This window comes from Pseudomonas sp. Z4-20, from assembly GCF_051131955.1.
Taxonomy (GTDB): Bacteria; Pseudomonadota; Gammaproteobacteria; order Pseudomonadales; family Pseudomonadaceae; genus Aquipseudomonas; species Aquipseudomonas marvdashtae.
Genome location: NZ_CP071641.1, coordinates 1,110,400 through 1,136,980, shown reverse-complemented (window position 1 = coordinate 1,136,980; position 26,581 = coordinate 1,110,400). Strand labels below are relative to the sequence as shown.

At 60.9% G+C, this 26,581-nt stretch carries 27 protein-coding genes; 13 read left to right on the top strand and 14 right to left on the bottom strand.

Going from position 1 to position 26,581, the window contains the following annotated elements; genetic code table 11:
- Positions 1 to 23: 23 nt before the first annotated feature.
- The 3 genes from eutC to J3P82_RS05330 all read right to left on the bottom strand — a co-directional run bounded on the left by eutC (position 24) and on the right by J3P82_RS05330 (position 3,725).
- On the bottom strand, positions 24 to 1,016 hold the full coding sequence (gene eutC / locus J3P82_RS05340; protein WP_434561301.1) for an ectoine utilization protein EutC: 993 nt from the start codon (positions 1,014 to 1,016) through the stop codon (positions 24 to 26).
- Positions 1,017 to 1,037: 21 nt separating this feature from the next.
- The gene (gene eutB / locus J3P82_RS05335) at positions 1,038 to 2,009 is read right to left on the bottom strand and encodes a hydroxyectoine utilization dehydratase EutB (protein ID WP_434561299.1); all 972 of its coding nucleotides are present in this window, start codon (positions 2,007 to 2,009) and stop codon (positions 1,038 to 1,040) included.
- Positions 2,010 to 2,330: 321 nt separating this feature from the next.
- Positions 2,331 to 3,725, bottom strand: coding sequence for a PLP-dependent aminotransferase family protein (locus J3P82_RS05330; RefSeq protein WP_434561297.1), 1,395 nt, complete (start codon positions 3,723 to 3,725; stop codon positions 2,331 to 2,333).
- Between the two features lie 289 nt (positions 3,726 to 4,014).
- Here J3P82_RS05330 and ehuB point away from each other — a divergent pair, with 289 nt between their 5' ends.
- The 4 genes from ehuB to ehuA all read left to right on the top strand — a co-directional run bounded on the left by ehuB (position 4,015) and on the right by ehuA (position 7,132).
- The gene (gene ehuB / locus J3P82_RS05325) at positions 4,015 to 4,872 is read left to right on the top strand and encodes an ectoine/hydroxyectoine ABC transporter substrate-binding protein EhuB (RefSeq protein WP_434561295.1); all 858 of its coding nucleotides are present in this window, start codon (positions 4,015 to 4,017) and stop codon (positions 4,870 to 4,872) included.
- Between the two features lie 78 nt (positions 4,873 to 4,950).
- Entirely contained in the window at positions 4,951 to 5,610 is a 660-nt protein-coding gene (gene ehuC / locus J3P82_RS05320) for an ectoine/hydroxyectoine ABC transporter permease subunit EhuC (RefSeq protein WP_434561293.1), read from the top strand.
- On the top strand, positions 5,607 to 6,263 hold the full coding sequence (ehuD, locus tag J3P82_RS05315; RefSeq protein WP_434561291.1) for an ectoine/hydroxyectoine ABC transporter permease subunit EhuD: 657 nt from the start codon (positions 5,607 to 5,609) through the stop codon (positions 6,261 to 6,263). The genes ehuC and ehuD overlap by 4 nt, the downstream gene beginning before the upstream one ends.
- Positions 6,263 to 7,132: an ectoine/hydroxyectoine ABC transporter ATP-binding protein EhuA gene (gene ehuA, locus J3P82_RS05310; protein ID WP_434561289.1), complete on the top strand. Its 870-nt coding sequence runs from the start codon at positions 6,263 to 6,265 to the stop codon at positions 7,130 to 7,132. Before ehuD ends, ehuA begins: the two co-directional genes overlap by 1 nt.
- Before the next feature lie 82 nt (positions 7,133 to 7,214).
- Here ehuA and J3P82_RS05305 read toward each other — a convergent pair whose 3' ends face one another.
- Both J3P82_RS05305 and J3P82_RS05300 read right to left on the bottom strand, forming a co-directional pair.
- On the bottom strand, positions 7,215 to 7,949 hold the full coding sequence (locus tag J3P82_RS05305; protein ID WP_186611013.1) for an OmpA family protein: 735 nt from the start codon (positions 7,947 to 7,949) through the stop codon (positions 7,215 to 7,217).
- A gap of 157 nt (positions 7,950 to 8,106) precedes the next feature.
- Positions 8,107 to 9,276 (bottom strand): aspartate aminotransferase family protein, encoded by a 1,170-nt coding sequence (locus J3P82_RS05300; protein WP_434561287.1) that lies wholly within the window; start codon positions 9,274 to 9,276, stop codon positions 8,107 to 8,109.
- A 98-nt stretch (positions 9,277 to 9,374) separates the two neighbouring features.
- Here J3P82_RS05300 and J3P82_RS05295 point away from each other — a divergent pair, with 98 nt between their 5' ends.
- The 4 genes from J3P82_RS05295 to J3P82_RS05280 all read left to right on the top strand — a co-directional run bounded on the left by J3P82_RS05295 (position 9,375) and on the right by J3P82_RS05280 (position 13,022).
- Positions 9,375 to 10,295 (top strand): LysR family transcriptional regulator, encoded by a 921-nt coding sequence (locus J3P82_RS05295; RefSeq protein WP_434561285.1) that lies wholly within the window; start codon positions 9,375 to 9,377, stop codon positions 10,293 to 10,295.
- A gap of 74 nt (positions 10,296 to 10,369) precedes the next feature.
- A complete protein-coding gene (locus J3P82_RS05290) occupies positions 10,370 to 11,383 on the top strand; it encodes a sensor domain-containing diguanylate cyclase (RefSeq protein ID WP_434563704.1) in 1,014 nt (337 codons plus the stop codon).
- A 69-nt stretch (positions 11,384 to 11,452) separates the two neighbouring features.
- Positions 11,453 to 12,196, top strand: a complete 744-nt coding sequence (locus tag J3P82_RS05285; protein ID WP_434561283.1) for a DUF72 domain-containing protein — start codon at positions 11,453 to 11,455, stop codon at positions 12,194 to 12,196.
- Positions 12,197 to 12,317: 121 nt separating this feature from the next.
- A complete protein-coding gene (locus J3P82_RS05280; protein WP_434561281.1) occupies positions 12,318 to 13,022 on the top strand; it encodes a hypothetical protein in 705 nt (234 codons plus the stop codon).
- 103 nt (positions 13,023 to 13,125) lie between these two features.
- Here the strand turns inward: J3P82_RS05280 and J3P82_RS05275 are convergent, their stop codons facing one another.
- The 9 genes from J3P82_RS05275 to hmpA form a co-directional block, all read right to left on the bottom strand.
- Positions 13,126 to 13,440 carry a helix-turn-helix domain-containing protein gene (locus tag J3P82_RS05275; protein ID WP_030139928.1) on the bottom strand — a complete coding sequence of 105 codons (315 nt, stop codon included), beginning with the start codon at positions 13,438 to 13,440 and terminating at the stop codon, positions 13,126 to 13,128.
- Positions 13,437 to 13,781, bottom strand: coding sequence for a toxin (locus J3P82_RS05270; RefSeq protein ID WP_434561279.1), 345 nt, complete (start codon positions 13,779 to 13,781; stop codon positions 13,437 to 13,439). Before J3P82_RS05270 ends, J3P82_RS05275 begins: the two co-directional genes overlap by 4 nt.
- 139 nt (positions 13,782 to 13,920) lie before the next feature.
- A complete protein-coding gene (cyoE, locus tag J3P82_RS05265) occupies positions 13,921 to 14,808 on the bottom strand; it encodes a heme o synthase (protein WP_434561277.1) in 888 nt (295 codons plus the stop codon).
- A gap of 11 nt (positions 14,809 to 14,819) precedes the next feature.
- On the bottom strand, positions 14,820 to 15,155 hold the full coding sequence (gene cyoD, locus J3P82_RS05260; RefSeq protein ID WP_434561275.1) for a cytochrome o ubiquinol oxidase subunit IV: 336 nt from the start codon (positions 15,153 to 15,155) through the stop codon (positions 14,820 to 14,822).
- Positions 15,156 to 15,782 carry a cytochrome o ubiquinol oxidase subunit III gene (locus tag J3P82_RS05255; RefSeq protein WP_434561273.1) on the bottom strand — a complete coding sequence of 209 codons (627 nt, stop codon included), beginning with the start codon at positions 15,780 to 15,782 and terminating at the stop codon, positions 15,156 to 15,158.
- Positions 15,783 to 15,785: 3 nt separating this feature from the next.
- Positions 15,786 to 17,816: a cytochrome o ubiquinol oxidase subunit I gene (gene cyoB / locus J3P82_RS05250; RefSeq protein WP_434561271.1), complete on the bottom strand. Its 2,031-nt coding sequence runs from the start codon at positions 17,814 to 17,816 to the stop codon at positions 15,786 to 15,788.
- A gap of 3 nt (positions 17,817 to 17,819) precedes the next feature.
- On the bottom strand, positions 17,820 to 18,767 hold the full coding sequence (gene cyoA, locus J3P82_RS05245) for a ubiquinol oxidase subunit II (protein ID WP_434561269.1): 948 nt from the start codon (positions 18,765 to 18,767) through the stop codon (positions 17,820 to 17,822).
- Positions 18,768 to 19,551: 784 nt separating this feature from the next.
- The gene (locus tag J3P82_RS05240; protein ID WP_186611021.1) at positions 19,552 to 20,061 is read right to left on the bottom strand and encodes a disulfide bond formation protein B; all 510 of its coding nucleotides are present in this window, start codon (positions 20,059 to 20,061) and stop codon (positions 19,552 to 19,554) included.
- Between the two features lie 227 nt (positions 20,062 to 20,288).
- Complete coding sequence (gene hmpA, locus J3P82_RS05235) at positions 20,289 to 21,470, bottom strand: NO-inducible flavohemoprotein (protein ID WP_434561267.1); 1,182 nt, start codon at positions 21,468 to 21,470, stop codon at positions 20,289 to 20,291.
- Between the two features lie 150 nt (positions 21,471 to 21,620).
- Here hmpA and norR point away from each other — a divergent pair, with 150 nt between their 5' ends.
- The 5 genes from norR to J3P82_RS05210 all read left to right on the top strand — a co-directional run bounded on the left by norR (position 21,621) and on the right by J3P82_RS05210 (position 26,565).
- Positions 21,621 to 23,174 carry a nitric oxide reductase transcriptional regulator NorR gene (gene norR, locus J3P82_RS05230; protein ID WP_434561265.1) on the top strand — a complete coding sequence of 518 codons (1,554 nt, stop codon included), beginning with the start codon at positions 21,621 to 21,623 and terminating at the stop codon, positions 23,172 to 23,174.
- Between the two features lie 157 nt (positions 23,175 to 23,331).
- Positions 23,332 to 24,234: a chemotaxis protein CheV gene (locus J3P82_RS05225; protein ID WP_030139917.1), complete on the top strand. Its 903-nt coding sequence runs from the start codon at positions 23,332 to 23,334 to the stop codon at positions 24,232 to 24,234.
- A gap of 97 nt (positions 24,235 to 24,331) precedes the next feature.
- Positions 24,332 to 24,658, top strand: coding sequence for a hypothetical protein (locus J3P82_RS05220; RefSeq protein WP_434561263.1), 327 nt, complete (start codon positions 24,332 to 24,334; stop codon positions 24,656 to 24,658).
- Between the two features lie 83 nt (positions 24,659 to 24,741).
- On the top strand, positions 24,742 to 25,491 hold the full coding sequence (locus tag J3P82_RS05215; protein WP_434561261.1) for a YkgJ family cysteine cluster protein: 750 nt from the start codon (positions 24,742 to 24,744) through the stop codon (positions 25,489 to 25,491).
- 102 nt (positions 25,492 to 25,593) lie between these two features.
- A complete protein-coding gene (locus J3P82_RS05210; RefSeq protein ID WP_434561259.1) occupies positions 25,594 to 26,565 on the top strand; it encodes a 2-hydroxyacid dehydrogenase in 972 nt (323 codons plus the stop codon).
- Positions 26,566 to 26,581 lie beyond the last annotated feature (16 nt).

The window sequence follows — 26,581 nt, the reverse complement described above, 5'->3', positions numbered from 1 at the left end:
AATGACGCACGAATGAAAAATGGTTAGCGGCCGAATGGGAAACCCTTGCCCGCCGCCCGCGCCCGCTCGAACGCCAGGTTGGCGATGGCGGTGTCCTGGGCGCCGGTGCCCGTGAGGTCGCACAGGGTGATTTGCGACGGGCTGGTGCGCCCGGCCCGTTGCCCCGCCAGCACTTGGCCCAGTTCCATCAGCACCCGTTCGTCGCGGACGATTCCGGCGGCCAATGCGTGATGCAACTCGCCAAGCACGCGCGTCTGGCTCAGGCGATCGGCGACGTAGCAATCGACAGCCGCCAAGGCTTGCGGAGAAATTTCGTTCTTGTGTTCAGCGTCCGAGCCCATCGCAGTGATGTGCAGGCCGGGGCGCAAATGGCGCGCCTCGATCAGCGGCTCGCGGCTGGGGGTGCAGGTGATGGCGATGTCCACGCCTTCCAGGGCTTCGTCGACCGTGCAACATGCGGTGATCGACAATCCGCTGTCGCGCGCCAGTTCAACGCTGAACGCCTTGGCCTTCTCTGCGTCCCGCGCCCAGACCCGCACCTCGTTGATGGGTCGCACCAGGCGCAGCGCCTGGAGCTGCAACGCGGCTTGCTCGCCCGCGCCGATCAGCGCCACGCTGCGGCTTTGCTCGCGAGACAGGCACCGCGCCGCCACCGCCCCGGCCGCTGCGGTGCGCACGGCGGTGAGGTAGCCATTGTCCAGCAGCAGCGCTTCCAACAGGCCGGTGCGCGCCGAGAGCAGCATCATCATGCCGTTGAGGCTGGGCAGGCCAAGCTTGGGATTGTCGAAAAAGCCCGGGCTTACCTTGATCGCGAAGCGCTCCAGGCCCGGCAGGTAAGCGGTCTTCACGTCCACCTCGCCGTTATGTTCGGGGATGTCCAGCCGCAGGATCGGCGGCATCGCCACGGCCGCGGTCGCCAGCAGCACGAAGGCCTGCTCGACGGCATCGATGCTGGGCACATCCAGGGCGACGCAGCTGCGCAGATCCGCTTCGCTCAATAGGGTCACTTCACTCATGGCTGGCTCCGTTGCGAGTGGTTATTCATTGGCGCCGGCGATTACGCGGGCATGGTGTTCGGTGTCGACGTTGCGCCCGCTGACCACCAATACGATGGGCCCGCGGGGCTCGATCAGGCCATCGAGCAGCGCGGCGATGCCGACCACGGCAGCGCCTTCGAGCACCAGGCGTTCCTGGTGATAAGCGTGGCGGATGGCGTTGGCGATCGAAGCTTCCGAGAGCAGGTGCAGGTCGTTGATCAGTTGCCGGGTCATGTCGAAGGTGTAGCGGTTGTCCAGGCCGATGCCGCCGCCGAGGGAGTCGGCCAGCGTCGACAGTTCTTCGACGTCCACTGGGTGTCCGATCGCAAAGCTGGCGTGCATGGCTGCGCCCCGAGCCATGCTGATGCCATGGACCTGGATCGCCGGATTCGCGCTTTTGAGAGCCAGGGCCACGCCGGCGAACAGCCCGCCGCCGGACAACGGCACCAACACCTGGGCCACGTCGGGTTGTTGTTCAAGGATCTCCAGGCCGAGGGTGCCTTGGCCGGCGATGATCGCCGGATGATCGAAGGGCGGCAGGAAGGTTGCGCCCTGCTCCGTGGCAATGCGCTCGGCTTCACGCTGGGCATCGTCCTGGGACTGGCCAACGATGCATACCTCGGCACCCAGGTCGCGGATCGCCTGCACTTTGTTGCCCGGCACGAGGTTCGACAGGCAGACAATCGCCTTGATCCCTTGCTGCGAGGCGGCATGGGCCAGTGCCCGACCATGGTTACCGGTCGAGGCCGTCACCACGCCTGACGCTTTGCGCTCCGGGCTGAGTTGCGCCACGGCATTGCTCGCCCCACGCAGTTTGAAACTGCCGGTGACTTGCATGGATTCGAGCTTGAGATACACCGCCACGCCCATCAGTCGCGACAGGCTGGGAGAATGTTCCATGGGCGTGCGTCTGACCTGCGACTCGATGCGCTGGCGAGCGAGATAGACATCCTGTAGCTGCAACACTGCCATGACCGCGTCCCGAGCTGATGTGTTGGGCGCAGTCTAAGAGGGCTGGATTGTGGCAATGAATGTACTAGGGCAATTTAGTTTGCATTCGTTGCGATTGAACGAAAGTGAACTGAAAACTTGAAGATGACCTCATTCCCGTGGCGAGGGAGCTTGCTCCCGCTGGGCTGCGCAGCAGACCCAAAACCATTCGACCCGATGCATGAGAGACAATCGGAAACTTTTACGACTGCTTCGCAGCCGAGCGGGAGCAAGCTCCCTCGCCACAAAGGCCCCATGCAATTTTTAAGTAAACACCTTGCCTTCAGAGCACCCTCTTGCCCATCAAAAATCATGAATCTGCGGGTACTGGTTGAAGATTTCACGCATCCCCGCCAGCGCATGGCGCATTTCTTCGTCACTGCATTCGGCACCGACACACACCCGCACGGCACGAGGCTTGGGCGTCCCGCGTACGGTGAACGGGTCGGGCGACGTGACGGCGATGTGCTTGTGCCGCAGCGCCCGCACCAGGCTGTCCACTTCCCAATGGGGCGGGATGCCGATCCAGGCGTTCAAGGCGTGAGGGTGCTGGGCCAGCAGATGCTCGCCCATGTATTCGGTGACCATCGCCTGGCGTCCCGCCAACAGGCGTCGCTGCAAATGCACCAGCGATTCGGCGCGCCCATCGCGGATCCACCGGGCGGCGATTTCCGAGACCATCGGCGTGGCCATCCAACTGTTCACCCGCAGGATGCTCTCGGTGCGCAGCGCCAGGCGCTTGGGCACCACCAGGTAGCCGACGCGCAAGCCCGTGAGCACCGACTTGGTCATGCTCGTGCAGTAGAAGGACAGCTCCGGCAGGTAATGGCTGATGGGCGGCGCGCGGCGCTCGTCCAGCAACGGACCGTAGACGTCGTCTTCGATGATGTGCACGCCGAAACGCCGGGCAATCTCGGCGATTTCCCGGCGACGCGTGTCGGGCATCAGGCTGGTGGTGGGGTTGTTCAGGTTCGGCGTGCACACCAGCGCGGTGACGCGCTCGTTGCTGCACATGTCTTCGAAATGTTCCGGGTCGATGCCATGGCGGTCCATCTCCAAGCCCTTGAGGGTGAAGCCCAGCACCTGGGAATTGCCGATCACGCCGTGGTCGGTCACGCCTTCGCAGAGCACCACGTCGTCGGGGCCGGCCAGTGACGCCAAGGCGAGGAAGATCCCGTGGGCCGCGCCATTGGTGATCAGGATATCGTTGCGATCAACCTTGAGCCCCTGGCGACCGATCCATTGAGCCGCCGCTTCGCGATGGGATTCGAAACCGGCGATGGGGCGAAACGCGTGAATCCACGGCTGGTCTTCTTCGGTGCTCAGCTCGGCGCAGGTGTCGCGCCAGAATTGATCATGCTCGCGGGTGTGCAGGATGCGCGTGATGGAAAAATCCACCAGGGCGCGCTCGGGGCTATCGAGTATGTACGTGGCGACCCGGTCGCTCATGCGTCGCGAGACGAAGCTGCCACGCCCGACCTCACAACGCACCAGCCCCTGGCGCTCCAATTCCTTGTAGGCATTGGTGACGGTCTGCACGCTGATGCCCATGGCGTCGGCCACCTGCCGTTGCGGCGGCAGGCGCTGATCATTGGCCAAGGTGCCCTGTTCGATATCGTCGGAGATGGCCTGTACCAGGATCTTGTATTTGGATTCACCGCTACGGGCGACGTCCAAGGCTGTTTTCCACTTATCCATAACGCTGCAACCCGCGTGTGTACTGGTGCGCACAGCATTGCGCGGCAATCGCGGCAAAGCAATTGTCCTAGTGCAATACAATCAGCGCCGGGGCTTTTGTATGCTCGGCCCAAGGTCGTCATCCAGGCGGGTTCATCGCCCCGACAAAAAGCCGGATCGACCTGTACCGGCGCCGTTATCGATTCCAGGCCTCGCCCGGGTCCGCCGCTGTACGCTTTGCTCTTGTCACACTGCCTCCTAACACAGAACCGTCCCCCGACGGATCCACAAGAAACAGGAGATTTTATCGATGAGCAATTTTCTTCCCGGCACCTGCGCGCCCCTGCGCCGGCTCTTGTTGACCTGTGCCTTGATCGGCCTGGCCGGCAGCGCTCAAGCGGCGACCCTGGATACCGTCAAAAGCAACAGCAGCATCCGCATCGGCTATGCGAACGAAACCCCGTTCGCCTTCACCGAAACCGACGGCACCGTGACCGGTGAATCGCCGGAAATCGCCAAGATCATCTTCGCCAAAATGGGCATCAAGCAGGTCAACGGCGTGCTCACCGAATGGGGATCGCTGATTCCTGGCCTGCGCGCCGGCCGTTTCGACGTGATCGCCGCGGGCATGTACATCACCCCCGCGCGCTGCAAGCAAGTCTTGTTCACCGATCCCCAGTACCAACTGCCCGACGCCTTGCTCGTGGCCAAGGGCAATCCGAAAAAACTCCACAGCTATGAAGACATTGCCAAGCAACCGGACGTGAAGCTGGCGATCATGGCCGGCACAGTGAACCTGGCCTACGCCCGCGATTCCGGGGTCAAGGATGAGCAGATCCTCCAGGTCCCCGACACCACCGCACAATTGCAAGCGGTGCGCGCCGGTCGCGCCGACGCTGCCGTCGGCACGCAACTGACCATGAAAGGCCTGGCTTCCAAGGGTGGTGACAAGGTCGAGGCAATGACCGAGTTCAAGGACGATCCGTCCCACATCGGCTACGGCGCCTTGGCCTTTCGCCCCGAGGACAAAGACCTGCGCGACGCGGTCAATGCCGAGCTGAAAAAGTGGCTGGGCTCCGAGGAACACCTCAAGGCCGTCGCGCCATTCGGTTTCGACAAGTCCAACGTCACCAGCAAGACCGCCGCCGAGCTCTGCGCTCAGCCATAGTCGAACTGGCGTGCCGAAACGGGCATGACGCGCACGCGTGATGCCTGTTCCCTGCTTCATCGGATATCGGGTTGAACCATGGGCGAATTACTTCCGTTACTGATTCAAGGGGCCTGGGTCACGCTGCAGGTGACCTTCTTCGGCTCATTGCTGGCAATTGTCGCGGCGGTGCTCGCGGCCCTCGGTCGGCTGTCGCCGTGGCGCGCGTTGCGCTGGTTTTCGATTACCTACATCGAAGTGTTCCGTGGCACCTCGCTGCTGGTGCAGTTGTTCTGGCTGTTCTTCGTGTTGCCGCTGCCGCCGTTCAACATCGAGCTGAGCCCGTACGCCGTGGCGATCGTCGGCCTGGGGCTGCACATCGGCGCGTATGGGGCCGAAGTGATGCGCGGCGCCATCAGCTCGGTGGCGAAAGGGCAATACGAAGCCTGCACGGCGCTGAATTTCGATGGCTTCACCCGCTTCAAGCGGATCATCCTGCCCCAGGCTTTGCTGGCGGCGATTCCGCCGGGCACCAACTTGCTGATCGAATTGTTGAAGAACACCTCGCTGGTGTCGCTGATCACTTTGTCCGACCTGAGCTTTCGGGCGCGACAGTTGGACCAGGCGACGTTCCAGACCCTGGAAATCTTCAGCCTGGCGCTGGTGATGTATTTCATCCTCGCCCAGGCCATCAACCTGGGCATGCGCAGCATTGAGCGTCGGTTGAGCCGGGGCCGGATGCGTGGAGGCCTGTCATGACCCTGTTCGACTGGGCGTACGCGGCGCAGATCCTCCCGGACCTGTTGCGGGCCTCCCTCAACACCGTGGCCATTACCCTCATCGGTTTCCTGATCGCGATCGTGCTGGGGCTGTTCCTGGCGATTGGCCGGCGCAGCCGCAAGTTCTGGTTGTCGTGGCCGGCCACGGCGCTGATCGAATTCATCCGCAGCACGCCGTTGCTGATCCAGGTGTATTTCCTCTACTACGTGCTGCCCAACTACGGCTTGAGCCTGACGGCCATGCAGGTCGGCATCATTGGCATCGGCCTGCATTACGCCTGCTACATCGCCGAGGTCTATCGCAGTGGTCTCGACGCCGTGCCACGGGCGCAGTGGGAGGCGGTGACGGCGCTGAACATCGCGCCGTACGACGCCTACCGCAACATCATCCTGCCCCAGGCGCTGCGGCCGATCATCCCGCCGCTGGGCAACTACCTGGTGGCGATGCTCAAGGACACGCCGGTGTTGTCGGCGATCACCGTGGTGGAAATCATGCAGCAGGCCAAGAACATCGGCTCCGAGCATTTCCGCTACCTGGAACCGATCACCCTGGTCGGCCTGTTCTTCCTGGCCCTGAGCCTTGCCCTGGCTTATCTGGTACGGCGCCTTGAAACGCGCATGGAGCTACGCTAATGACTTTACCTCTGTCCACGCCCACCGATTTGTCCCGGCGCAGCACGCTGGCATCGCAGCAGGAGGCCCCCGCCATGCAGGTTCCGACACCGTCCCGGCCGATTGTGAGTTTCCAGGACGTGACCAAAAGCTATGGCAGCTTCACCGTGCTGGATCATTTGAACCTGAATGTCGCGCCCGGCGAAAAAGTCGCGATCATCGGCCCCAGCGGCTCGGGCAAATCCACCCTGCTGCGGGTGTTGATGACGCTGGAAGGCATCGACCAGGGTCAGATCCGCATCGAAGACGATTCCCTGACCCACATGCCCAACCGCAACGGGGTGCTGGTGCCCGCCAACGACCGGCACATCCGCCGCGTGCGCGGCAAGATCGGCATGGTGTTCCAGAGTTTCAACCTGTTTCCCCACATGACCGCGCTGCAAAACGTGATCGAGGCGCCGGTGCGAGTGCTGGGCATGAACCCGAAAGAAGCCCGCGAGCGCGCCGCCGACCTGTTGGAGCTGGTGGGCCTGGGCAACAAGCTCGACCATTACCCGTCGCAGTTGTCCGGCGGTCAGCAACAGCGGGTGGCGATTGCCCGGGCGCTGGCGATGCGGCCCAAGGTGATGTTGTTCGACGAGGTGACTTCGGCGCTGGATCCGGAGTTGTGCGGCGAAGTGCTGAACGTGATCCGCAAGCTGGGCGCCGAACACAACCTGACGATGCTGATGGTGACCCACCAAATGGGCTTCGCCCGGGAGTTCGCCGACCGGGTGTGCTTCTTCTACAAGGGGCAGATCCACGAACAAGGCACCCCGGCGCAGATTTTCGAGCACCCGCAGCAGGAGCGTACGTGTGCGTTTTTGAGTGCGGTGAAAGAGGCTAATTAAACCTCAGCACAACATCTGATCTGGCAGCCATAAAAAAAGGGCCATGTTTCCATGGCCCCCCGTTTCATTTACCGCCCAGCAATCACGGATACTGCTGGTAAGTCTGCCCCTGCTGCTGCGGCGCCTGGTACTGCTGGCCCGGAATGGCCTTGAGGTTGACCTCGACACGACGGTTCTGCGCGCGGCCATTGACGTCGGCGTTGCTGGCGACCGGGTTGTCCGGGCCGGCTCCGCGAGCCGTGAGGTTGGCACCGCTCACGCCTTGCGACGTCAGGTAGGTCGCCACGCTCTGGGCGCGACGCTGGGACAGGTCCATGTTGTGCTGGCGGCTGCCAGTGCTGTCGGTATAGCCGACGATTTCGATCTGGTTCTGGTTGAACTCCTTGAGAGAGTTGGCCAGGTTGTTCAGCGGCTGGTAGAAGCTCGATGCGATGTTCGCCGAGTCGGTGGCGAAGGTGATATTGCCCGGCATGATCAGCTTGATCTGGTCGCCCTGGCGCTGCACTTCGACACCGGTATTGGCCATGCTGGCGCGCAGTTTCTTTTCCTGCTGGTCGGCATAGTAACCGTAGCCGGCCGCCGAAGCCCCTACCACCGCCGCGCCGATCAATGCCCCTTTGCCGCGGTTATCGTGGCCGATGGCCGCGCCCGCCAATGCACCGGCCAAGGCGCCGAGACCACCATACTTGGCGGTTTTGCTCATGCCGGAAGAATCGGTAGAGGCCTGGCCTTGGTTGTCATAGGGGTTGGGCGACGCACAGCCGGACAACAGGGCCACGGCAGTAGCGACAACGATCAAGCGACGCGAGGTGAACATGGAGATGCTCCTGGGTTTTCAGTCTGAGTGCCAAAGTGTAGGCAATCGACTCTGGCTGGCGTTGGAACGCGACAATCGTTAAAAATTCCGTCCCGCCGCGCTGCGCTTCGCCCGAGTCGACGATGGATCATCGGTCCAGGCGAAGTCCCCCTCAAGCCTAGGCCAAGCAGCGGCTCACGCCCCTGACGATCATCGCCACTTCCCGCCCGTCAATCGTCAGTGGCGGCAGCAGGCGGATGGTCTTGCCCCGGGTGACATTGATCAGCAAGCCGTGGTCCCGGGCGGCGCAGAGGGCCAGGTCACGGACCGGTTGCTTGAGTTCTACGCCGATCATCAGCCCTTGGCCACGGATCTCACGCACGTTCGGATTATCCGCCAACTCGGCCCGCAACCGACCGAGCAATTGCTCGCCCTGGCGCCGGGCATTCTCCAGCAGGCCTTGTTCCTCGATGATGTCCAACACCGTGCAACCGACGCGACAGGCCAACGGATTGCCGCCAAACGTGCTGCCATGGCTTCCGGGGGTAAACAGCTGAGCGGCCTTGCCCCGGGCCAGGCAGGCGCCGATAGGCACCCCGTTGCCCAGTCCTTTGGCGAGGGTCATGACGTCCGGCACGATGCCCTCGTGCTGGAAAGCGAACCACTGGCCGGTGCGGCCGATGCCGGTCTGGATCTCGTCAAGCATCAGCAACCAGGCGCGCCGGCTGCACAGGTCCCGCAGCGCTTTCAAGTAACCCGGCGGCGCGAGTTGCACGCCACTTTCGCCCTGGATCGGTTCAACCAATATCGCGACGATACGCTCGCCGTGGGCTTGCTGGACTTTTTCCAATGCGCCGAGATCGCCGAACGGCACCTTGATGAAGTCCCCCGGCAACCGATTGAAGCCCAGCCGCACCGAGGGTCCGTCGCTGGCGGACATCGTGCCCAGGGTGCGCCCGTGGAAAGCGTTGTCCATCACCACGACCAATGGTTGTTCGACGCCTTTGTGCCAGCCATGCAGGCGGGCCAGCTTCAATGCGGTTTCATTCGCTTCGGCGCCGGAATTGTTGAAAAACACCCTCTCCATCCCCGAGAGCTGCGTGAGCCTATGGGCCAACCGCTGCTGCCAGTCGATGCTGTACAGGTTGGACGTGTGCAGCAACAGGCCGGCCTGCTCACTGATGGCCGCCACCAGCTGCGGATGGGAATGACCGACATTGGTCACCGCCACGCCCGCCACCGCATCGAGGTATTCGCGACCGTCCTGGTCCCACAGGCGCGTACCCAAGCCATGGGTGAAGTTCAGCGCCAAGGGTTGGTAAGTGCTCATCAGGCAGGCGGCAGTCATGACATCTAGCTCCATCGGGTGGTTTTTTCCAGTATGGTTAGCCACTCTTGCTGGATAAACCTCGCCCTACTTCAATCATTTAAAAGCAGAGCTTGATAATGGACCTGTTCCAGGCAATGACCGTTTACGTGAAAGTGGTGGAAACCGGCAGCCTGACTGCGGCGGCGCAGGCGTGTGAAATGTCGACGACCATGGTGGGCAATCATCTTCGGGCATTGGAGCAACGCCTCGGGGCGCGCCTGATCAACCGGACGACCCGCCGCCAGCGCTTGACCGAAATCGGCTCGGCCTACTATCAGCGTTGCCTGGAAGTGATCGGGCTGGTCGCCGACTCCGAACGCTTGGCCGAGCAGACCCAAGGTGACCCCACCGGCACGTTGCGCATCACCGCGCCGCTGACATTCGGCACGGAGCGCCTGGCACCGGCGTTGGCCGAATTCAGCCAACGCTATCCGCAGGTCAAGCTCGATGTGGTGCTGACCAACCAGCGTCTCGATCTGCTCGACCACGGCTTTGACGTAGCCATTCGCCTGGGCCATCCCGACCCGAAGCTGATCGCCCGCCCCCTGATGGACTACACCCTCACCGTTTGCGCCTCCAAGGCTTACTTGGCCCGGCGCGGCACGCCGCAAAAGCCCGATGACCTGCAACACCACGATTGCCTGTCGTTCGCCTATTCGGCCGGCGACGAATGGCGCTTTGCCCAGGAGCATTGGCCGATCAACGGACCGGAGGGCGAAATCAAAGTGCCGGTGACCGGACCGATGCTGATCAACAGCTCTTCCGGCCTGCACCGTGCGGCCCTGGCCGGCATGGGCGTGGTGATGCTGCCCGATGCATTGGTGGAGCAGGACCTGAAGCACGGAGACTTGGTGGCCCTCCTGCAGGGCTATCAACTGCCCCACCGCCCAATGAGCCTGCTCTACGCCCAGGATCGCTACCGCTTGCCGAAACTGCGCAGTTTTGTCGAGTTTGCGTTGCACAAGTGGGGTAAACCCAGTCTGAACAGTGCCCGCTAGTGGCGCTCCGCCCCATCGGCTACTCTTCAGTCCTGGAGAGCATTTTGATATCAGGGCTGATTGAGGGAACGATGATGGACGACGCCTCGAAAATCGAATTGCTGCGGCTCGATTTATCCGATCTGGACGAAAGCGTGCTGCACACCATCATGGAGCTGGTCAGCGACGGCATCTGGGACTGGAACGCCAACACCGGGTTCGTCTACCGCAACCCCGGTTGGTACACGATGCTCGGCTACACGCCCCACTCGCTGAGCAATACCGTGCTGACGTGGGAGAACGTCATCCATCCCGATGATTACCCCCAGGTGATGGCGCTGTTCGATGACTACCTGGAACACCGATCCCCCACGTATCAGGCCGAATATCGCTGCCGCACGCAGGACGGTTCCCATATCTGGATCGAAGACCGCGGCTATGTGATTGCCCGCAACCCCGACGGCAGCGTGGCCCGGATGATCGGCGCCCATCGCAGCATCGACGACAAGAAGCGCCTGTTCCAACAACTGGAACGGCGCAACAAGTCCCTGGAAGCGGTCATCGAGGAACGCACCCGCGAACTGTCCCGGGTCAATCATCAATTGCAAATCCAACTCGACGAAAACCGTAGGCTCGCCGAAACCGACGCCTTGACCCTCGTCGCCAACCGTTATCGCCTGGAACAGGCGCTGCCGCTGGCCTGTGATCGCGCCCAGCGCTTTCGCGAACCGCTGTCGCTGATCGCGATGGACGTCGACGACTTCAAGGACATCAATGACCGTTACGGTCATGCCTTCGGCGACGCAGCGCTGGTGCAAGTGGTGCAGGCTGTCAAACGCTGCGAGCGCGACGGTGATCTATTGGTGCGCTGGGGCGGTGATGAATTCATCATGATTTTGCCAAGCACCTCCTTGGCCGATGCCGTGCTGATGGCCGAAAGCATTCGCCGAGGCCTGTCCGACCTGCTGCCGGTGGGCGACTTCCAGATCACGATGAGCTTTGGCGTGGTGCAACGGTTCGAGGACGAGCCGCAGGCGACGCTGCTGGACCGGGCGGACCAGGCGCTGTATCGCTCCAAGATGGGCGGCAAGAATGTGATTTGTGTCTGACTCGAATTGAACCCTTGAGGCGCTTGCAGCGGTCATAGGCTGTAACCCTTTCGAATCAGGTTCCTGCCGTTGACGACTCGACTCCCCTCCTGTTCACGCCTTTTCCTGGGTTGTGCCGGCTGGTCGTTGCCCAGGGAGCATTGGCCATCCTTTCCTGTCGAGGGCACTCATTTGCAGCGCTATAGCGCACGCTTTCCGGCCGTGGAGATCAACAGTTCGTTCTACCGCCCGCACCGCCCCGCGACGTACGCAAAGTGGGCCGACAGCGTGGCGCCGGACTTCCGCTTCTCGGTCAAGGTGCCGAAGCAAATCACCCACGAGCGGCGCTTGCACGATTGCGCCGGGCTTGTGGATGAATTCCTGGGGCAATGCTCGCAACTGGGCGAAAAACTGGGTTGCCTGTTGATTCAATTGCCACCGTCGCTGGCCTTTGACAGTGAGCAAGCCGGGCGTTTCTTTACGGCGTTGCGAGACCGCTATCAGGGCCACGCGGTACTTGAACCTCGACACCCGAGCTGGCTCGCACCGCAGGTCAGGGCGATGCTGCAAGACGAACGCATCGGTCGGGTCGCCGCCGATCCTTCGCCTCTACCAGGCGGCGATGAACCGGCGGGCTGGCCGGGGGTGCGTTACTACCGGCTGCACGGCTCGCCGCGAATTTACTATTCCCGATACGAAAACGCCTGGCTGCAGCAGCTCGCCCGGCAACTGAAGGCCGCCCCGGACACACCGACCTGGTGCATCTTCGACAACACCGCCAGCGGCGCCGCAACAGGGGATGCGTTGCGATTGATGGACTTGATGCGAGGGTAAAATATTCACCGGCGGCCGGTCCGACCGTGACAACATCGCCCGCGTCCAATAGATTAGGCGACCGGAAAAAAGCTCAATGCCTTTCTCGCCTTATCCAGCTAACAGAAGTAGTGAAATTTCAATGTCCGATTCCAATACCGCTGAATCTGTAGTCTCCCTGTCGTCCAAAGCGGAATACGAAAACTCCATCAATCTTTCACAGCATCTGCCCCAGGCCAAAACCATTAGCGAAATGGTTCTGGATGCCTTCCAGTCGAACCGCGAAAGCGACCAGATCCGCGAGCTGCGCAACGCCATTCGCCAGGCTCACGATGCCTTCGACGATGACAAGGCCTACGAACTGATGGGCCAGCTCAAGCAACTCAAGGACGCAGAAGCCGCCGATTTCGCCGCGCTGGAAGATCTCAGCAGCCGCTTCCCCATCAGCCGTATCCTGTCCAGCTACAAGGACGACCCGGATTTTCAGGAATTGGTCTATGGCCTGGCGCTGAAAGTGCTGAACCAGACCCACCAAGCCATCAGCAACCCGAGTGGCAGCAAGGGCAAGGCCACGCGTCCCAAGAAGGAAGCCGAGGTGTTTGTCATCAGCAAGGACGGCATCAGCGTCACCCTGCCCTTGCGCACACCACGCTCCAAACCCAACGTCGACCGCGAGGCGTTCGAGTTCCTGGGCTTCAATTTCGTTGGCGAAGGCGACGAAGCCGAGCTGGAAAGCGAAACGTTCCTGGACAATGACGGCACCGAACAGCCGGTCACACGCAAGAGCATTGTCACCGCCTTGCAGCAGCAAAAAGCCTTCGACGGCTACAGCATCGCCCAGCAATAAGCCCCGGTTGATTTCCCCTGTGGTCGCGACGCTCTGAGACAGCGGCCATGAAAAAGCCCCGCGCTTCTCTCGAAGGCGGGGCTTTTTCATGACTATCAGCTTTTCAAACAGCGCCGAGACGCTCGACCATATCTGGAAACTTTTCGACCAGTTTGATCAACAAAGCCGCTTGGGCATTAGGCTTGGATTTTTCCTGCTCCCAGTTCCGAAGGGTGCCTGGACTGGTCCGGATGCTCTTGGCAAAAACGGCTTGAGACATATGAAGCCGGTCACGCAAAGCCACGATTTCCTGGGCCGATACCTCGGGAACCGGTTTGTCCTCGATCGATATCTGGCGAAGGGTAATCTTGCCCTCGCGGTGAGCGGCCATCTCTTCGACGCCTTGCATCATCTCGGCAAACAGATCGCGCTTTTTCATAAGGTACCTCGTACTTTCAACTCAGCTTCTATGGCGCGCTTGAGCGTCTTCTCTTGCTCGGAGGTCAGGTTTTCCAACTCATCCTTGTCATAAATTGCAAACATCCAGAACTGACGGTCATTCATGAGCCAATAGTAAATAACTCGCAACCCACCTCGTTTCCCTTTGCCACGACGTTCATCGAACCAGCGCAGCTTACGAAAGCCTCCGGTACGTGGCATGACATCACCGACCTCTGGATGCCGCAGCATATAGGACTGGAGGAGGCGATATTCATCGTCAGCCAAGTATTGACCAACTGTGGCGGTGAACGACGTTGTTTCGAAAAATAGGGTTTGCATGGCCAAAACTATAGGCAAATTGCGTATAGTTCAACAAGCCACAACCTGTTGCGACGAATGACACCCCGCTTCCCGCGCCTGATTGCAAAAAAGCCCCGCGCTTCTCTCGAAGGCGGGGCTTTTTTGCAGCGTCTGAAGATTAAGGTGCGTAGGTCAGCAGCAGCTCACTCGGCACTTTGAAGTCCAGGGACATCATGACGCTCAGGGCGGTGATGGTGAAGATCGAGAACACGAACAGCTTGCGTGCCCAGACCCTGTCATCCACCGCCTTGTAGCCGGTCCAGGCCATGTACAGCCAGTACATGCCCATGGCGGCGGCGACGGCGAGGTAGCTCATGCCGGCGTAGCCGCTGAAGGTCAGCATCAAGGTCGCCACGAGGAAAGCCAGGATGTAGAGCAGGATGTGCTTCTTGGCGACCTGGATGCCACGCTTGACCGGCAGCACCGGAATCGAAGCGGCCAGGTAATCGTTGAAGCGGAAGATCGCGATGGCGTACGAATGCGGCATCTGCCACAGGCTGAACATCACCAGCAGCGTCAGCGCGGCCATGTCGAAGCTGTTGCTGACGGCGACGTAACCGATCACCGGCGGCATCGCCCCCGACAGGCTGCCCACCAGCGTGCCGTGGACCGACTTGCGCTTGAGGTACAGGCTGTAGAGGCCGACGTAGATGACAAAACCGATCACCGCGAACAACGCCGCCAACGGGTTGGCGACCCAATAGAGCAGCGCCACGCCGGCCACGCCCAACACGGTGGCGAACACCAGTGCCAGCTTCACCGACACCAGGCCTTGCACCAGCGCCCGGTTCTTGGTTCGCTCCATCTTGATGTCGATGTCGCGGTCGATGCAGTTGTTGAACACGCAACCGGACGCCACCACCAGGGAAGTGCCGATCATCGCCGCCAGGAAGATGGCCAGATCGACATGCCCTTTCGAGGCCAGGAAAAACCCGCCCGCCACAGAAAGCACGTTACCGAAAATGATCCCCGGCTTGGTGATTTGGATAAAGTGCTTCAGTGACATTCGGAGTTTCCTCAGTGCGCCATCATGTTGGTGTGGATACTGAACATGATCCACAACGACAGGCCGACCAACAGTACGATCACCAACGCCGCGAAGACGAACGCAATCACGTTGTTACGCTGGGCGGCCGAACGGTCCAGGTGCAGGAAGTACACCAGGTGGACCAATACTTGGACCACCGCGAAGATCAGGATGATCCAAAGCGTCAGGCTCTTCGGCAGCGTTGGATACATCACCAGGCCGAACGGAATGACGGTCAAGATCACCGACAGGATAAAACCGATGGCGTAGGACTTGACGCTGCCGTGGCCGGCGTCGTGGCCATCATGGGAATGTGCGTTAGCCATTTACAGAGTCCCCATCAGATATACAACGGTGAATACGCAGATCCACACCACGTCCAGGAAGTGCCAGAACAAGCTCAGGCAGCTCAGGCGCGTCTTGTTGGTGGCGGTCAGGCCATTTTTCTGGACCTGGTACATCATGATCGCCATCCAGATCAGACCGCTGGTCACGTGCAGGCCGTGGGTTCCGACCAGGGTGAAGAACCCGGACAGGAAGCCGCTGCGGCTAGGGCCGTAGCCTTCGGCGATCAAGATATGAAACTCGTTGATCTCCATGGCGATAAAGCCGGCGCCCAGCAGGAAGGTCATGGCCAACCAGCCCAGGACCTGGGTTTTCTTACCCTTGAACAACGCCAGCATGGCGAAGCCGTAGGTGATCGAACTGAACAGCAGCAGCGCGGTTTCGCCCAGCACGTAAGGAAGTTCGAAGATGTCGGCGCCCGACGGGCCACCGGCGACGTTGTTAACCAGCACCGCGTACACCGCGAAGATCGACGCAAACAGAATGCAGTCGGTCATCAGGTAGAGCCAGAAACCGAATACGGTCATCTCGCCCGAGTCGTGGTGATGGTCATCGTGCCCATGGTCATGACCATGGGCGTGTCCAACATTGGTCACTAAGTTCGACATGGTTTAAGCCTGTTCCAACGAGGTTTCAACACGGGTGGCGGAGGCTGGGACTTTCCCGGCCGCGACCAGGCGCTTGTGCTGCTCGGCTTCGATGCGCTCGATGACATCCACCGGCACCATGTAGCCCTGGTCATCACGGGCGGCATGGATGGTGAAATACACCACGGTGCCGACCAGGCTGGCGATGGCCAGCCACCAGATGTGCCAGATCATCGCGAAACCGAACACGGTCAACAGCGCCCCCATGACCACACCGGTAGCGGTGTTGTTGGGCATGTGGATCGTCGCGTACTTGGCCGGAGCCTGGTACGCGGTACCGTCTTCCTTGGCCTCGGTGAACGGGTCGATGACGTCCGCTTTTGGCAGCACGGCAAAGTTGTAGAACGGTGGTGGCGAAGAAGTCGACCATTCCAGGGTATGGGCATTCCACGGGTCACCGTGTTCGCACATGTTTTCCGGCTTCTTGCGGTCACGCACACTGACGTACAACTGGATCAACTGGCAGGCGATGCCGACCGCGATCATCACCGCACCGAACATGGCGACGTACAGGTACGGCACCCATTCAGGGTTGGTGGTGGCATTCAAGCGTCGGGTCATGCCCATGAAACCCAGTGCATAGAGCGGCATGAACGCGACGAAGAAGCCCGAGATCCAGAACCAGAACGCTGCCTTGCCCCAACCTTCGTGCAGCTTGAAGCCGAACGCTTTCGGGAAGTAGAACGCAAAGCCCGCGATGTAGCCGAACACGGCGCCGCCGATGATCACGTTGTGGAAGTGCGCGATCACGAACAGGCTGTTGTGCAGCACGAAGTCCGCACCCGGGATGGCCAACAGTACGCCGGTCATGCCGCCGATGGCGAAGGTCACCATGAAGCCCAGGGTCCATAGCACGTGGCTGGTGAAACGCAGGCGGCCCTGATAAATGGTGAACAGCCAGTTGAACAGCTTCACACCCGTCGGGATCGAAATCAGCATCGTCGCCAGGCCGAAGAAGGCGTTGACGCTCGCCCCCGAACCCATGGTGAAGAAGTGGTGCAGCCAGACCATGAAGCCCAGCACCGAGATCGCGCCGGAAGCGTAGATCATCGAGTGGTGGCCAAACAGTTTCTTGCCAGAGAACGTCGAGATGACTTCGGAGAAAATACCGAACGCCGGCAGGATCAGGATGTACACCTCAGGGTGACCCCAAGCCCAGAACAGGTTGACGTACATCATCGGATTTCCACCCAGCTCATTGGTGAAAATGTGGAAATCCATGTAGCGGTCAAGCGTCAGCAAAGCCAGGGTAGCGGTGAGGATCGGGAACGAAGCGACGATCAGCACGTTGGCCCAGGTGCAGGTCCAGGTGAAGATCGGCATGTCCATCAGCTTCATGCCCGGGGTGCGCATTTTCAGCACGGTGGCCAGGAAGTTGACCCCCGTCAGCGTCGTACCCAACCCGGATAGCTGTAGCGCCCAGATGTAGTAATCCATCCCCACGCCCGGGCTGTATTGCAGGCCCGACAGCGGCGGATAGGCAACCCAACCGGTCTTGGCGAATTCGCCGACGCCCAGGGACAGGTTGATCAGCACCACGCCGGACACCAGCAGCCAGAAGCTCAAGGAGTTCAGGAACGGATAGGCCACGTCACGCGCGCCGATCTGCAGCGGCACTGCGAGGTTCATCAGGCCGGTGAAGAATGGCATCGCCATGAAGATGATCATGATCACACCGTGGGCGGTGAAGATCTGGTCATAGTGTTCAGGCGGCAGGTAGCCGGGCGAACCCTCGGTGGCCATGGCCAGCTGGGTACGCATCATGATCGCGTCGGCAAAGCCGCGCAGCAACATGACCATGGCGACGATGATGTACATCACGCCAATCTTCTTGTGGTCGACCGACGTCAACCACTCGGTCCACAGATAGGTCCACTTCTTGAAATAAGTGATACCTGCAAACAATGCCAGACCACCGAGCGCGATGATGGCGAGGGTCACCATGACAATCGGCTCGTGGAACGGGATCGCTTCCCAACTTAATTTACCAAACATCGTTTACTCCTCTGCCCCGGCAGCTGAATGCGAGCTCATGTCCATCCCTTCCATGTTGTGGACCACTTCCTTCTCGTGCTTCTCGTGATGCATCGGCTTGCCCGGATTCATCCCTTCATACTTATCGATGATGGTCTGGAACAGGTTCGGCGTGACCGACGAGTAAAGTTCGACTGGGTTGTTCTGGCTCGGCTTGGAAAGGGCTTCGTATTCAGCTTTTTCAAGCTGTTTAGGTGCCTTCTTCACATCGTTGACCCAGGCGTCGAAATCTTCCTGGGTCGTGGCGATTGCTTTGAACTTCATACCGGTGAAACCCGCGCCGCTGTAGTTGGCGGAGATACCGTCGAGTTCGGCGTTCTGGTTGGCGATCAGGTGCAGCTTGGTCTGCATGCCGGCCATCGCATAGATCTGGCCGCCCAGGCCCGGGATGAAGAACGAGTTCATCACGGTGTCGGAGGTGACCTTGAAGTTGATCGGCGTATGGGCCGGGAACACGATCTTGTTGACCGTGGCAATGCCTTGTTCCGGATAGATGAACAGCCACTTCCAGTCCATCGAGACCACTTCGATGGTGATCGGCTTGACGTCGGAGTCCAGCGGGCGGTACGGATCCAGGGCGTGGGTCGACTTGTAGGTGATGTAACCCAGGGCAATGATGATCAGTACCGGAATGGTCCACACCGCGATTTCGATTTTGGTCGAGTGGGACCATTTCGGGGTGTAGGTGGCACTGGTGTTGGACGCGCGGTATTTCCAGGCGAACAGGAACGTCATGACGATAACCGGCACGACGACCAGCAACATCAGCAGCGTGGCGGTGATGATCAGGTTTCGTTCATCCAGGCCGACCTGGCCCTTGGGATCGAGCAAGGTCATATTGCAGCCTCCCAGCAGCAACGTGCCGAGCAGCGGCAACAAGCCTAGTAATCGGGGGTACCTGTTTTTACTCATCTCACGACCTCTAAAGCAGCTTGCGCAATGCAGTTGGGTTTTGATCGCCAACACTTCACCCTGCCAAGGGTTGGCATTTTCTTGGATTGAATAAGGGCTGCCCTTCGAACGTCAGACGCTGTTCGACACATCCTGGGCCAGCAGTGAGTTCTTATTCGTTGGTCAAAGGCCTAGTTCAAGCCCAATTCCATTTGGTGCGGGTAGTTGGAGGCACCGACACCTGGGGTCGCATGGGGCGCTCGCGCCCTTCGACCACTCTCGTGCTCAAGCCTGAGCCGGGTCGGAAAATCGGTGCGGGCGATTGTAGTGAGCTGGAGCCTTGGAGACCATGTCTTAACCCGAAATAATTTTTATCCGATCCGGCAACAATCTGTCGCCGCTATTGCAACGGGCCAGCATGTTATCGAAATTAATTCTCAACAAGAACCCCAAAAATCGTAGGGCTACTACGCCCGATTTAGACAGCTCCAGGGCATCCCATCGGACCTGAACGCCCTTAATGCGCCCATTTTTCGGGGGCTGTACGGCAGGATGCTTCGCTGTTAAAAATGCCTGCTCCAACAGAGAACTGGCGAGCGAACCAGGGCCAATCCGGCTGTTTTTTTGTTGCAGGATCGGACGCCTATTCACGCCTTGAAAGGTCGCCGGGGGCGAGATATGTGACAACGTGTCGCACGTTGTCGCAGGGCATTCTTGTCCCGGATCAAGGCTGTCTCCCGCTGGGACTGAAATGCAAAACGCCCCGGCTCCTGAAAGAAGAAACCGGGGCGTCTCAAGCGTTTCGTCAGCGAAGCGGCTTGCGATTACGCGACACCAGCAAAGGCACCAGCACCACGGTCAACACGAACGCCACCAGCGCCCATTGCGCCAGCGACAGACCGAGGATCGGTGGATACGGGGTGGAGCAGAAACCATCGACCTGGAAGCCCAGCGGGAAAATCTTCGCCAGCGGCAGGTCGTCCACAATCGGTTGCAGGACGTCGACGCCACAGCTGACCGCGGGGAAAAACTGGGTGTACACGTGATGACCCGCCACGCCTGCCCCGGCCAAGGCACACAGCACCACCAGGCCTTCGAAAATCGTCAGGCTGCGGCGCGTGCGCATGGCGGCACCGATGAAGGCGAAGATGGCGATCAGCAACAACGCATAGCGCTGCAGGATGCACAGTGGGCATGGCGCTTCGCCGAGTACCACCTGCATGTACAGCGCACCGCCGATGAGCCCCAGGCAGATCAGCCCCAGCAGCACGAGGTAGCGCCGTTCTCGGCCTAACCGCATCATTTCCTCACTCATTGCGTTTCCCTTTATAGACATGGATCGACGCGCGACCTGGCGGCACCCGGCGCGCTATCGGATGGCCGAAGTCTACACGCAGACCATGGCCGTGAACGAGCCGCCGTCGGCAACATCAAGGGAATAGACAGGAAGAGAGTTAACTGTGGATTAATTCTGGCTGGGGAAGGCTCTTTGGAATGGGGCCGGACAGTGCCGCCCCCATCGCGAGCAGGCTCGATGCTGTCTTATTCCAGCGCCGCTGCCGGACCAAAGAACTCGTAGCGGCTCTGTTGCGCTGGCACGCCCAAGGCCTTGAGGTGACGCTTGACGGCCGCCATGAAACCCTTCGGTCCAAGGAAGTAGGCATCGACGTCCCGCTGCTCCGGCAGCCATTGCGCCAACTGTTGCTCGCCCAACAACCCGACCTTGTCAGCCACGCGACCCGAACCGTCGTCTTCGTCGTAGCAATAAAAACGCTTGAGTTGCGGGTGACGCGCGGCCAGGTCGTCGATCCAGTCGCGGAAAGCGTGGACGCCGCCGTTGCGCGCACAGTGGATGAAATGCACCGGCCGCTCGGTTTGCAGCGCAGCCTGCAGCATCGCCAGGGTTGGAGTGATGCCAACGCCGCCGCTGATCAACACCAGCGGCTTATCGCTGGCCGTGAGGTAAAAGTCCCCGGACGGCGGGAAGAGCTGGATGCTGCTGCCCACCAGGAAATCGTCGTGCAGGTAATTGGACACGCGACCGCCCGCCTCGCGCTTGACGCTGATGCGGTATTGACCGTTGTCCGCCAGGGCCGACAGCGAATAATTGCGCCGCACTTCTTCGCCGCCCAGCACCAGCTTCATGCCGATGTACTGGCCCGGCTCCGCTTGCAGAATCGGCCCGTTGTCCGCCGGCTCGAAGTAGAACGAGGTGATCTCCGAGCTTTCCGGCACCTTGGCCGTCAGGATGAACTCGCGCTCGCCGCGCCAGCCGCCTGGTGCCGCGGCCTTCTGGTCATACAGCCCGGCTTCGGCGCCGATGAGGATATCGGCCAACTGGTTGTAGGCGGCGCCCCATGCCGAAATCACTTCAGGCGTGGCGATTTCCTCGCCCAGCACCTCGGCGATTGCCCGCAGCAGGCATGAACCGACGATCGGATAGTGTTCCGGTTGAATCTGCAAGGCGACATGCTTGTTGACGATTTTCGCCACCAGGTCGCCCAACTGGTCGAGCTGATCGATGTGCCGCGCATACATCAGCACACCGTTGGCCAAGGCACGCGGCTGGTCGCCACTGGCCTGGTGGGCCTGATTGAACAGCGGCCGCACTTGCGGGTACTCAGCCAGCATCATGCGGTAGAAGTGAGTGATGAGCGCTTCACCACCGCTTTCCAGCAATGGGACGGTGGAGCGGATAATGGTGCGTTGTTCTCGACTCAGCATGGGTAACTCCTCGCTTGGAACTGATAACAGATGCCTAGGTTTATCAGTTTCCGTGCCAATAATTTATTCCTTTAATTTCAATAGATTGAGAACAAGATAGTCATAACGACACGCTACCGTTTATAGTCAATATGACCAGATGGAGTCATTATGACCGCAACCTCCTTGCTCACCTCGCTGCTGCCCCTGGTGGCGGACCTGTCCCGCGAACTGCCGGAGAGCGAGCGCTACCGCCGCCTGCTCGGCGCCTTGCGCGCCCTCCTGCCTTGCGATGCCGCCGCACTGCTGCGCCTGGACGGCGACTGCCTGGTGCCGTTGGCGGTGGATGGCTTGAGCGCCGACACGCTGGGTCGGCGGTTCCGCATCAGCGAGCATCCGCGTTTCGAGGCGTTGCTGGCCAGTGCGCAGCCGACTCGCTTCGCCACCGACAGCGATCTGCCCGATCCATACGATGGGCTGGTCGAGGGGCTGGACGAGCATCTCGAAGTCCACGATTGCATGGGGTGCCCGCTGTTCGTCGATGAGCGGCCCTGGGGATTGCTGACCCTCGACTCCCTGGACCCGGAACGTTTCGAGCCCATCGACCTGAGCGCCTTGCAAGCCTTCGCGAGCCTCGCCGCCGCAACGGTCAGCGCGGCCCAGCGTATCGAGCACCTGGCCTTGAGGGCCGAAGACGAACACCACCGTGCCGAGGTTTATCGCCAGGCCAGCGGCCAGCAGCACCGCGACATGGTCGGCCAGAGCAAGGCCCATAAACGCTTGGTGGAAGAAATCAATTTGGTGGGTGGCAGCGACCTGACGGTGCTGATCACCGGCGAAACCGGTGTCGGCAAAGAGTTGGTGGCCCAGGCGATCCACGCCGCCTCCCAGCGCGCCGACCAGCCGCTGATCAGCCTCAACTGCGCGGCCCTGCCGGACACTCTGGTTGAAAGCGAGCTGTTCGGCCATGTACGGGGCGCTTTCACCGGGGCCACGAACGACCGACGCGGAAAGTTCGAACTGGCCGATGGCGGCACGTTGTTTCTCGATGAAGTCGGTGAACTGTCCCTGACCGTCCAGGCCAAGCTGTTGCGTGTGCTGCAGAGCGGGCAGTTGCAGCGGCTCGGCTCGGACAAAGAACACCGCGTCGATGTGCGCCTGATCGCGGCGACCAATCGCGACCTCGCCGAGGAGGTGCGCAATGGCCGTTATCGGGCCGATTTCTACCATCGACTGAGCGTGTACCCGCTGCAGGTGCCACCGCTGCGTGAGCGCGGACGCGATGTGCTGTTGCTCGCCGGGTTCTTCCTCGAACAGAACCGTTCGCGCATGGGCCTGGGCAGCCTTCGCCTGACCAGCGATGCCCAGGCCGCATTGCTAGCCTACGATTGGCCGGGCAACGTGCGCGAGCTGGAACACCTGATCGGTCGCAGCGCCTTGAAGGCACTGGGTCATTGCAAAATACGGCCGAAGATTCTCAGCTTGAGCGCCGGGGATCTTGACTTGCCCCATGCCACCGCAGAGAACGTCCCAACGATCAGCCTCGCGCCGCAGTCCACGGTGACGGTGTCCGGTGACTTGCGCCAGGCCACGGAAAATTATCAGCGACAAATGATCGGCGCCTGCCTGGAACGCCACCAGCACAACTGGGCCAGCGCCGCCCGGGAGCTGGGCCTGGACCGGGCGAACCTGGGGCGCATGGCGAAGCGCCTGGGCCTCAAGTAGTGGCCGAGGGCGCCACCTTTCACCAGTCCCCGTTATAGCGATCCTCGTTGTCGATGGTTTTCGTCCTAAAGCCTGCCCCCGACAAGTCGATAACCCATTATCAAAGCTGTCTTGGCGATGTTCCCGCTCGCCTCACCTTTTTCCACAGAAGGTTTTTATGTCTTCAAACAAAGCCCGCGCAGATTCACTTTCGCTTCTGCTGTTTACCTTGCGCAGCGGCAAGCTGATGGCGATCAACCTGCTCAAGGTCAGTGAAATCATCCCCTGCCCGCCGCTGACCAAGCTGCCGGAGTCGCATCCGCACGTCAAAGGCATCGCCACGCTGCGCGGGACATCGCTGTCGGTGATCGACCTGAGCCGCGCCATTGGCGAACGGCCGCTGGAAGATCCGGACGGCGGCTGCCTGATCGTCACCGATGTCAGCCGCTCCAAACAGGGCTTGCACGTACAGGCCGTGAGCAAGATCGTGCATTGCCTGACCACTGACATCAAACCGCCGCCCTACGGCTCCGGCGGTGTGCGAGCGTTCATTACCGGCGTGACCTCGGTAGACGGTACGCTGGTGCAAGTGCTGGACATCGAAAAAGTCATCCATGGCATAGCGCCCGCGCAGATCGAGACAGCACCGACCGAGCTGAGCATGGAAGACGCCGAAGTGCTGGGCAACGCGCGTATCCTCGTGGTCGATGACAGCCAGGTGGCGCTGCAACAATCGGTGCATACCCTGCGTAACCTCGGCCTGCAATGCCACACCGCCCGCAGCGCCAAGGAAGCCATCGACTGCCTGTTGGAGCTGCAGGGCACCGCACAAGAGATCAATCTGATCGTCTCCGACATCGAGATGTCGGAGATGGACGGCTACGCCCTCACCCGCACGCTGCGCGAGACGCCGGACTTCGCTCACCTCTACGTGTTGCTGCATACCTCGCTCGACAGCGCCATGAACAGCGAAAAGGCCAGGCTGGCCGGCGCCAACGGGGTACTCACCAAGTTCTCTTCACCGGAATTGACCAAGTGCCTGATCACGGCGGCCAAGGCGGTTGCCGAACAAGGTCGCTGACCGCTGCCCGCTTCGAGGCTGCGGTGTTTGCAGCCTTTGAGCCGGGCCATCCTCAGGCATACTCCAGTCCTTGTCTTCCCAAACAAGGACTTCGCTGATGAAAACCCCGGCCCTGACGCTCTTCGGCTTTATCGCCGCAATGACCCTCCAGGCTCACGCTTCCAGCCCCGACGCCTGGGCTGCCTACGACAAAAAAGTGCTCGCCAGCTGCCTCAAGGCCAGCACCCTGAAAAACCCCGAACCGATCGGCAGCGCCGCGCAATTCGACGACCGGGTGGGCTACACCGCGCTGTTGCTGCAAGGCCAATACCCGCAGGCCCACATGAAAGGCGCGAGCGGCACCGAGCTGTGTCTCTACCGCAAGAAAACCAAGACCGCGTTCGTGACCGAATGGGATTCGATCCGCCCGGCTGGCAATCCATGATGGCTGGCGCATAACTTGCTTCGCAGGGCGCATCGCGGCGCTTTTCTGTCGCTGCTTTCAGCCCATTTGTCTTCGGTCGATCAATGAACACAACGTTTTCCTGTGTAGGGTGCGGCAAATGCTGTACCGGTCATCACGTTCCCCTGACCCTCGACGAAGCCAGGATGTGGGCGAAGGATGGCGGGCAAGTGATCGTCCTGGTCGAGGCCTTCCTGGCCAATGGCCTCGGTCTGCCCGTGGCACAACGCGAGCACGCCGAACGGCGTTCGGCGGTGGTGCGCAGCGGCACGAGCGAGGCCCTCGTGGCGATCACGTTTGCCGCCTACAACGCCGGCCCTTGCCATAATCTGGACGCCGACAACCTGTGCCGCATCTATGAGCGCCGCCCCTTGGTGTGCCGCATCTATCCGATGGAAATCAACCCGCACATCCCGCTCGACACCGCCACCAAGGATTGTCCGCCGGAGTCGTGGGAAACGGGGCCGCAGTTGATTGTCGGCGGTCAATTGGTCGACCAGGAGCTCGCTCGGCTGATTGAGCGCTCGCGCCAGGCCGATCGTCAGGAGATCGGCATGAAGGAACGCATTTGCGTGGCCCTGGGCATTCACACCACTGCGCTCAAAGGTGATGGGTTCACCGCGTACCTGCCGGACATGAGCGCGTTCGCCGCTGCCATCGATCAGGCCCGCTCGCAGCCGCTTGAGCAAGCGGCAGGAGAATGGCAGTTCCATCTGTCCGGTGATGACATCGCCAGCCAGGTCAAAGCCGCCGGCGCATGCGTCGTCACTGAAACGCCGGTGAACTACGCCTTTATTTCGCTGCGGGCGGCATAGCCTCCATAGGGAGTTGCGGTGCACCAAAAACACCGCCCCCCTCGCCTAACCCGCGCCAGGAATGTTAGCGTGCTTGGTATTCCCTGCAGAGAGCCTTGCACGATGAAAAAAACCGTACTTGCCTTCAGCCGCATCACGCCGCCTATGATTGAGCGCCTGCGACAGGACTTCGACGTGATTGTGCCCAACCCGTCGAACGGCGACATCAACGCGCAGTTCAATGAAGCCTTGCCCCACGTCCACGGGTTGATCGGTGTCGGCCGCAAGCTCGGCCGCGAGCAACTGCAAAACGCCGCGAAGCTGCAAGTGGTGTCCAGCGTGTCGGTGGGCTATGACAACTATGACCTGGCGTACTTCAATGAACGCGGAATCATGCTCACCAACACACCCGACGTGCTCACCGAAAGCACCGCCGACCTGGCGTTCGCGCTGCTGATGAGCAGTGCCCGTCGCGTCGCTGAACTGGACGCCTGGACCAAGGCCGGACAGTGGCAAGCGACGGTCGCGCCACCGCTGTTCGGCAGCGATGTGCATGGCAAGACCCTGGGTATCGTCGGCATGGGTAATATCGGCGCAGCCATTGCCCGACGCGGCCGGCTGGGGTTCAACATGCCGATCCTCTACAGCGGCAACAGCCGCAAGACCGAACTGGAAACCCAGCTGGGTGCGCAATTTCGCGAACTGGACCAGCTGCTGGCCGAAGCCGACTTCGTCTGCCTCGTGGTGCCGTTGAGCGAGAAGACCCGTCACCTGATCGGCCAACGCGAGCTGGGCCTGATGAAACCTAGCGCCATCCTGGTCAACATCTCCCGTGGCCCGGTGGTGGACGAGCCGGCGCTGATCGAAGCCTTACAGAACAACCGCATCCGCGGCGCCGGGCTGGATGTCTATGAGAAAGAGCCGCTGGCAGAGTCACCGCTGTTCCAGCTGAAAAACGCCGTGACCTTGCCGCATATCGGTTCGGCTACCCATGAAACCCGTGAGGCCATGGCCAATCTGGCCGTGGAGAACCTGCGCAGCGCCTTGCTGGGCGAGCGACCAAAGAACCTGGTCAACTCGCAAGTCTGGAAATAACCGCGGACACCACGAG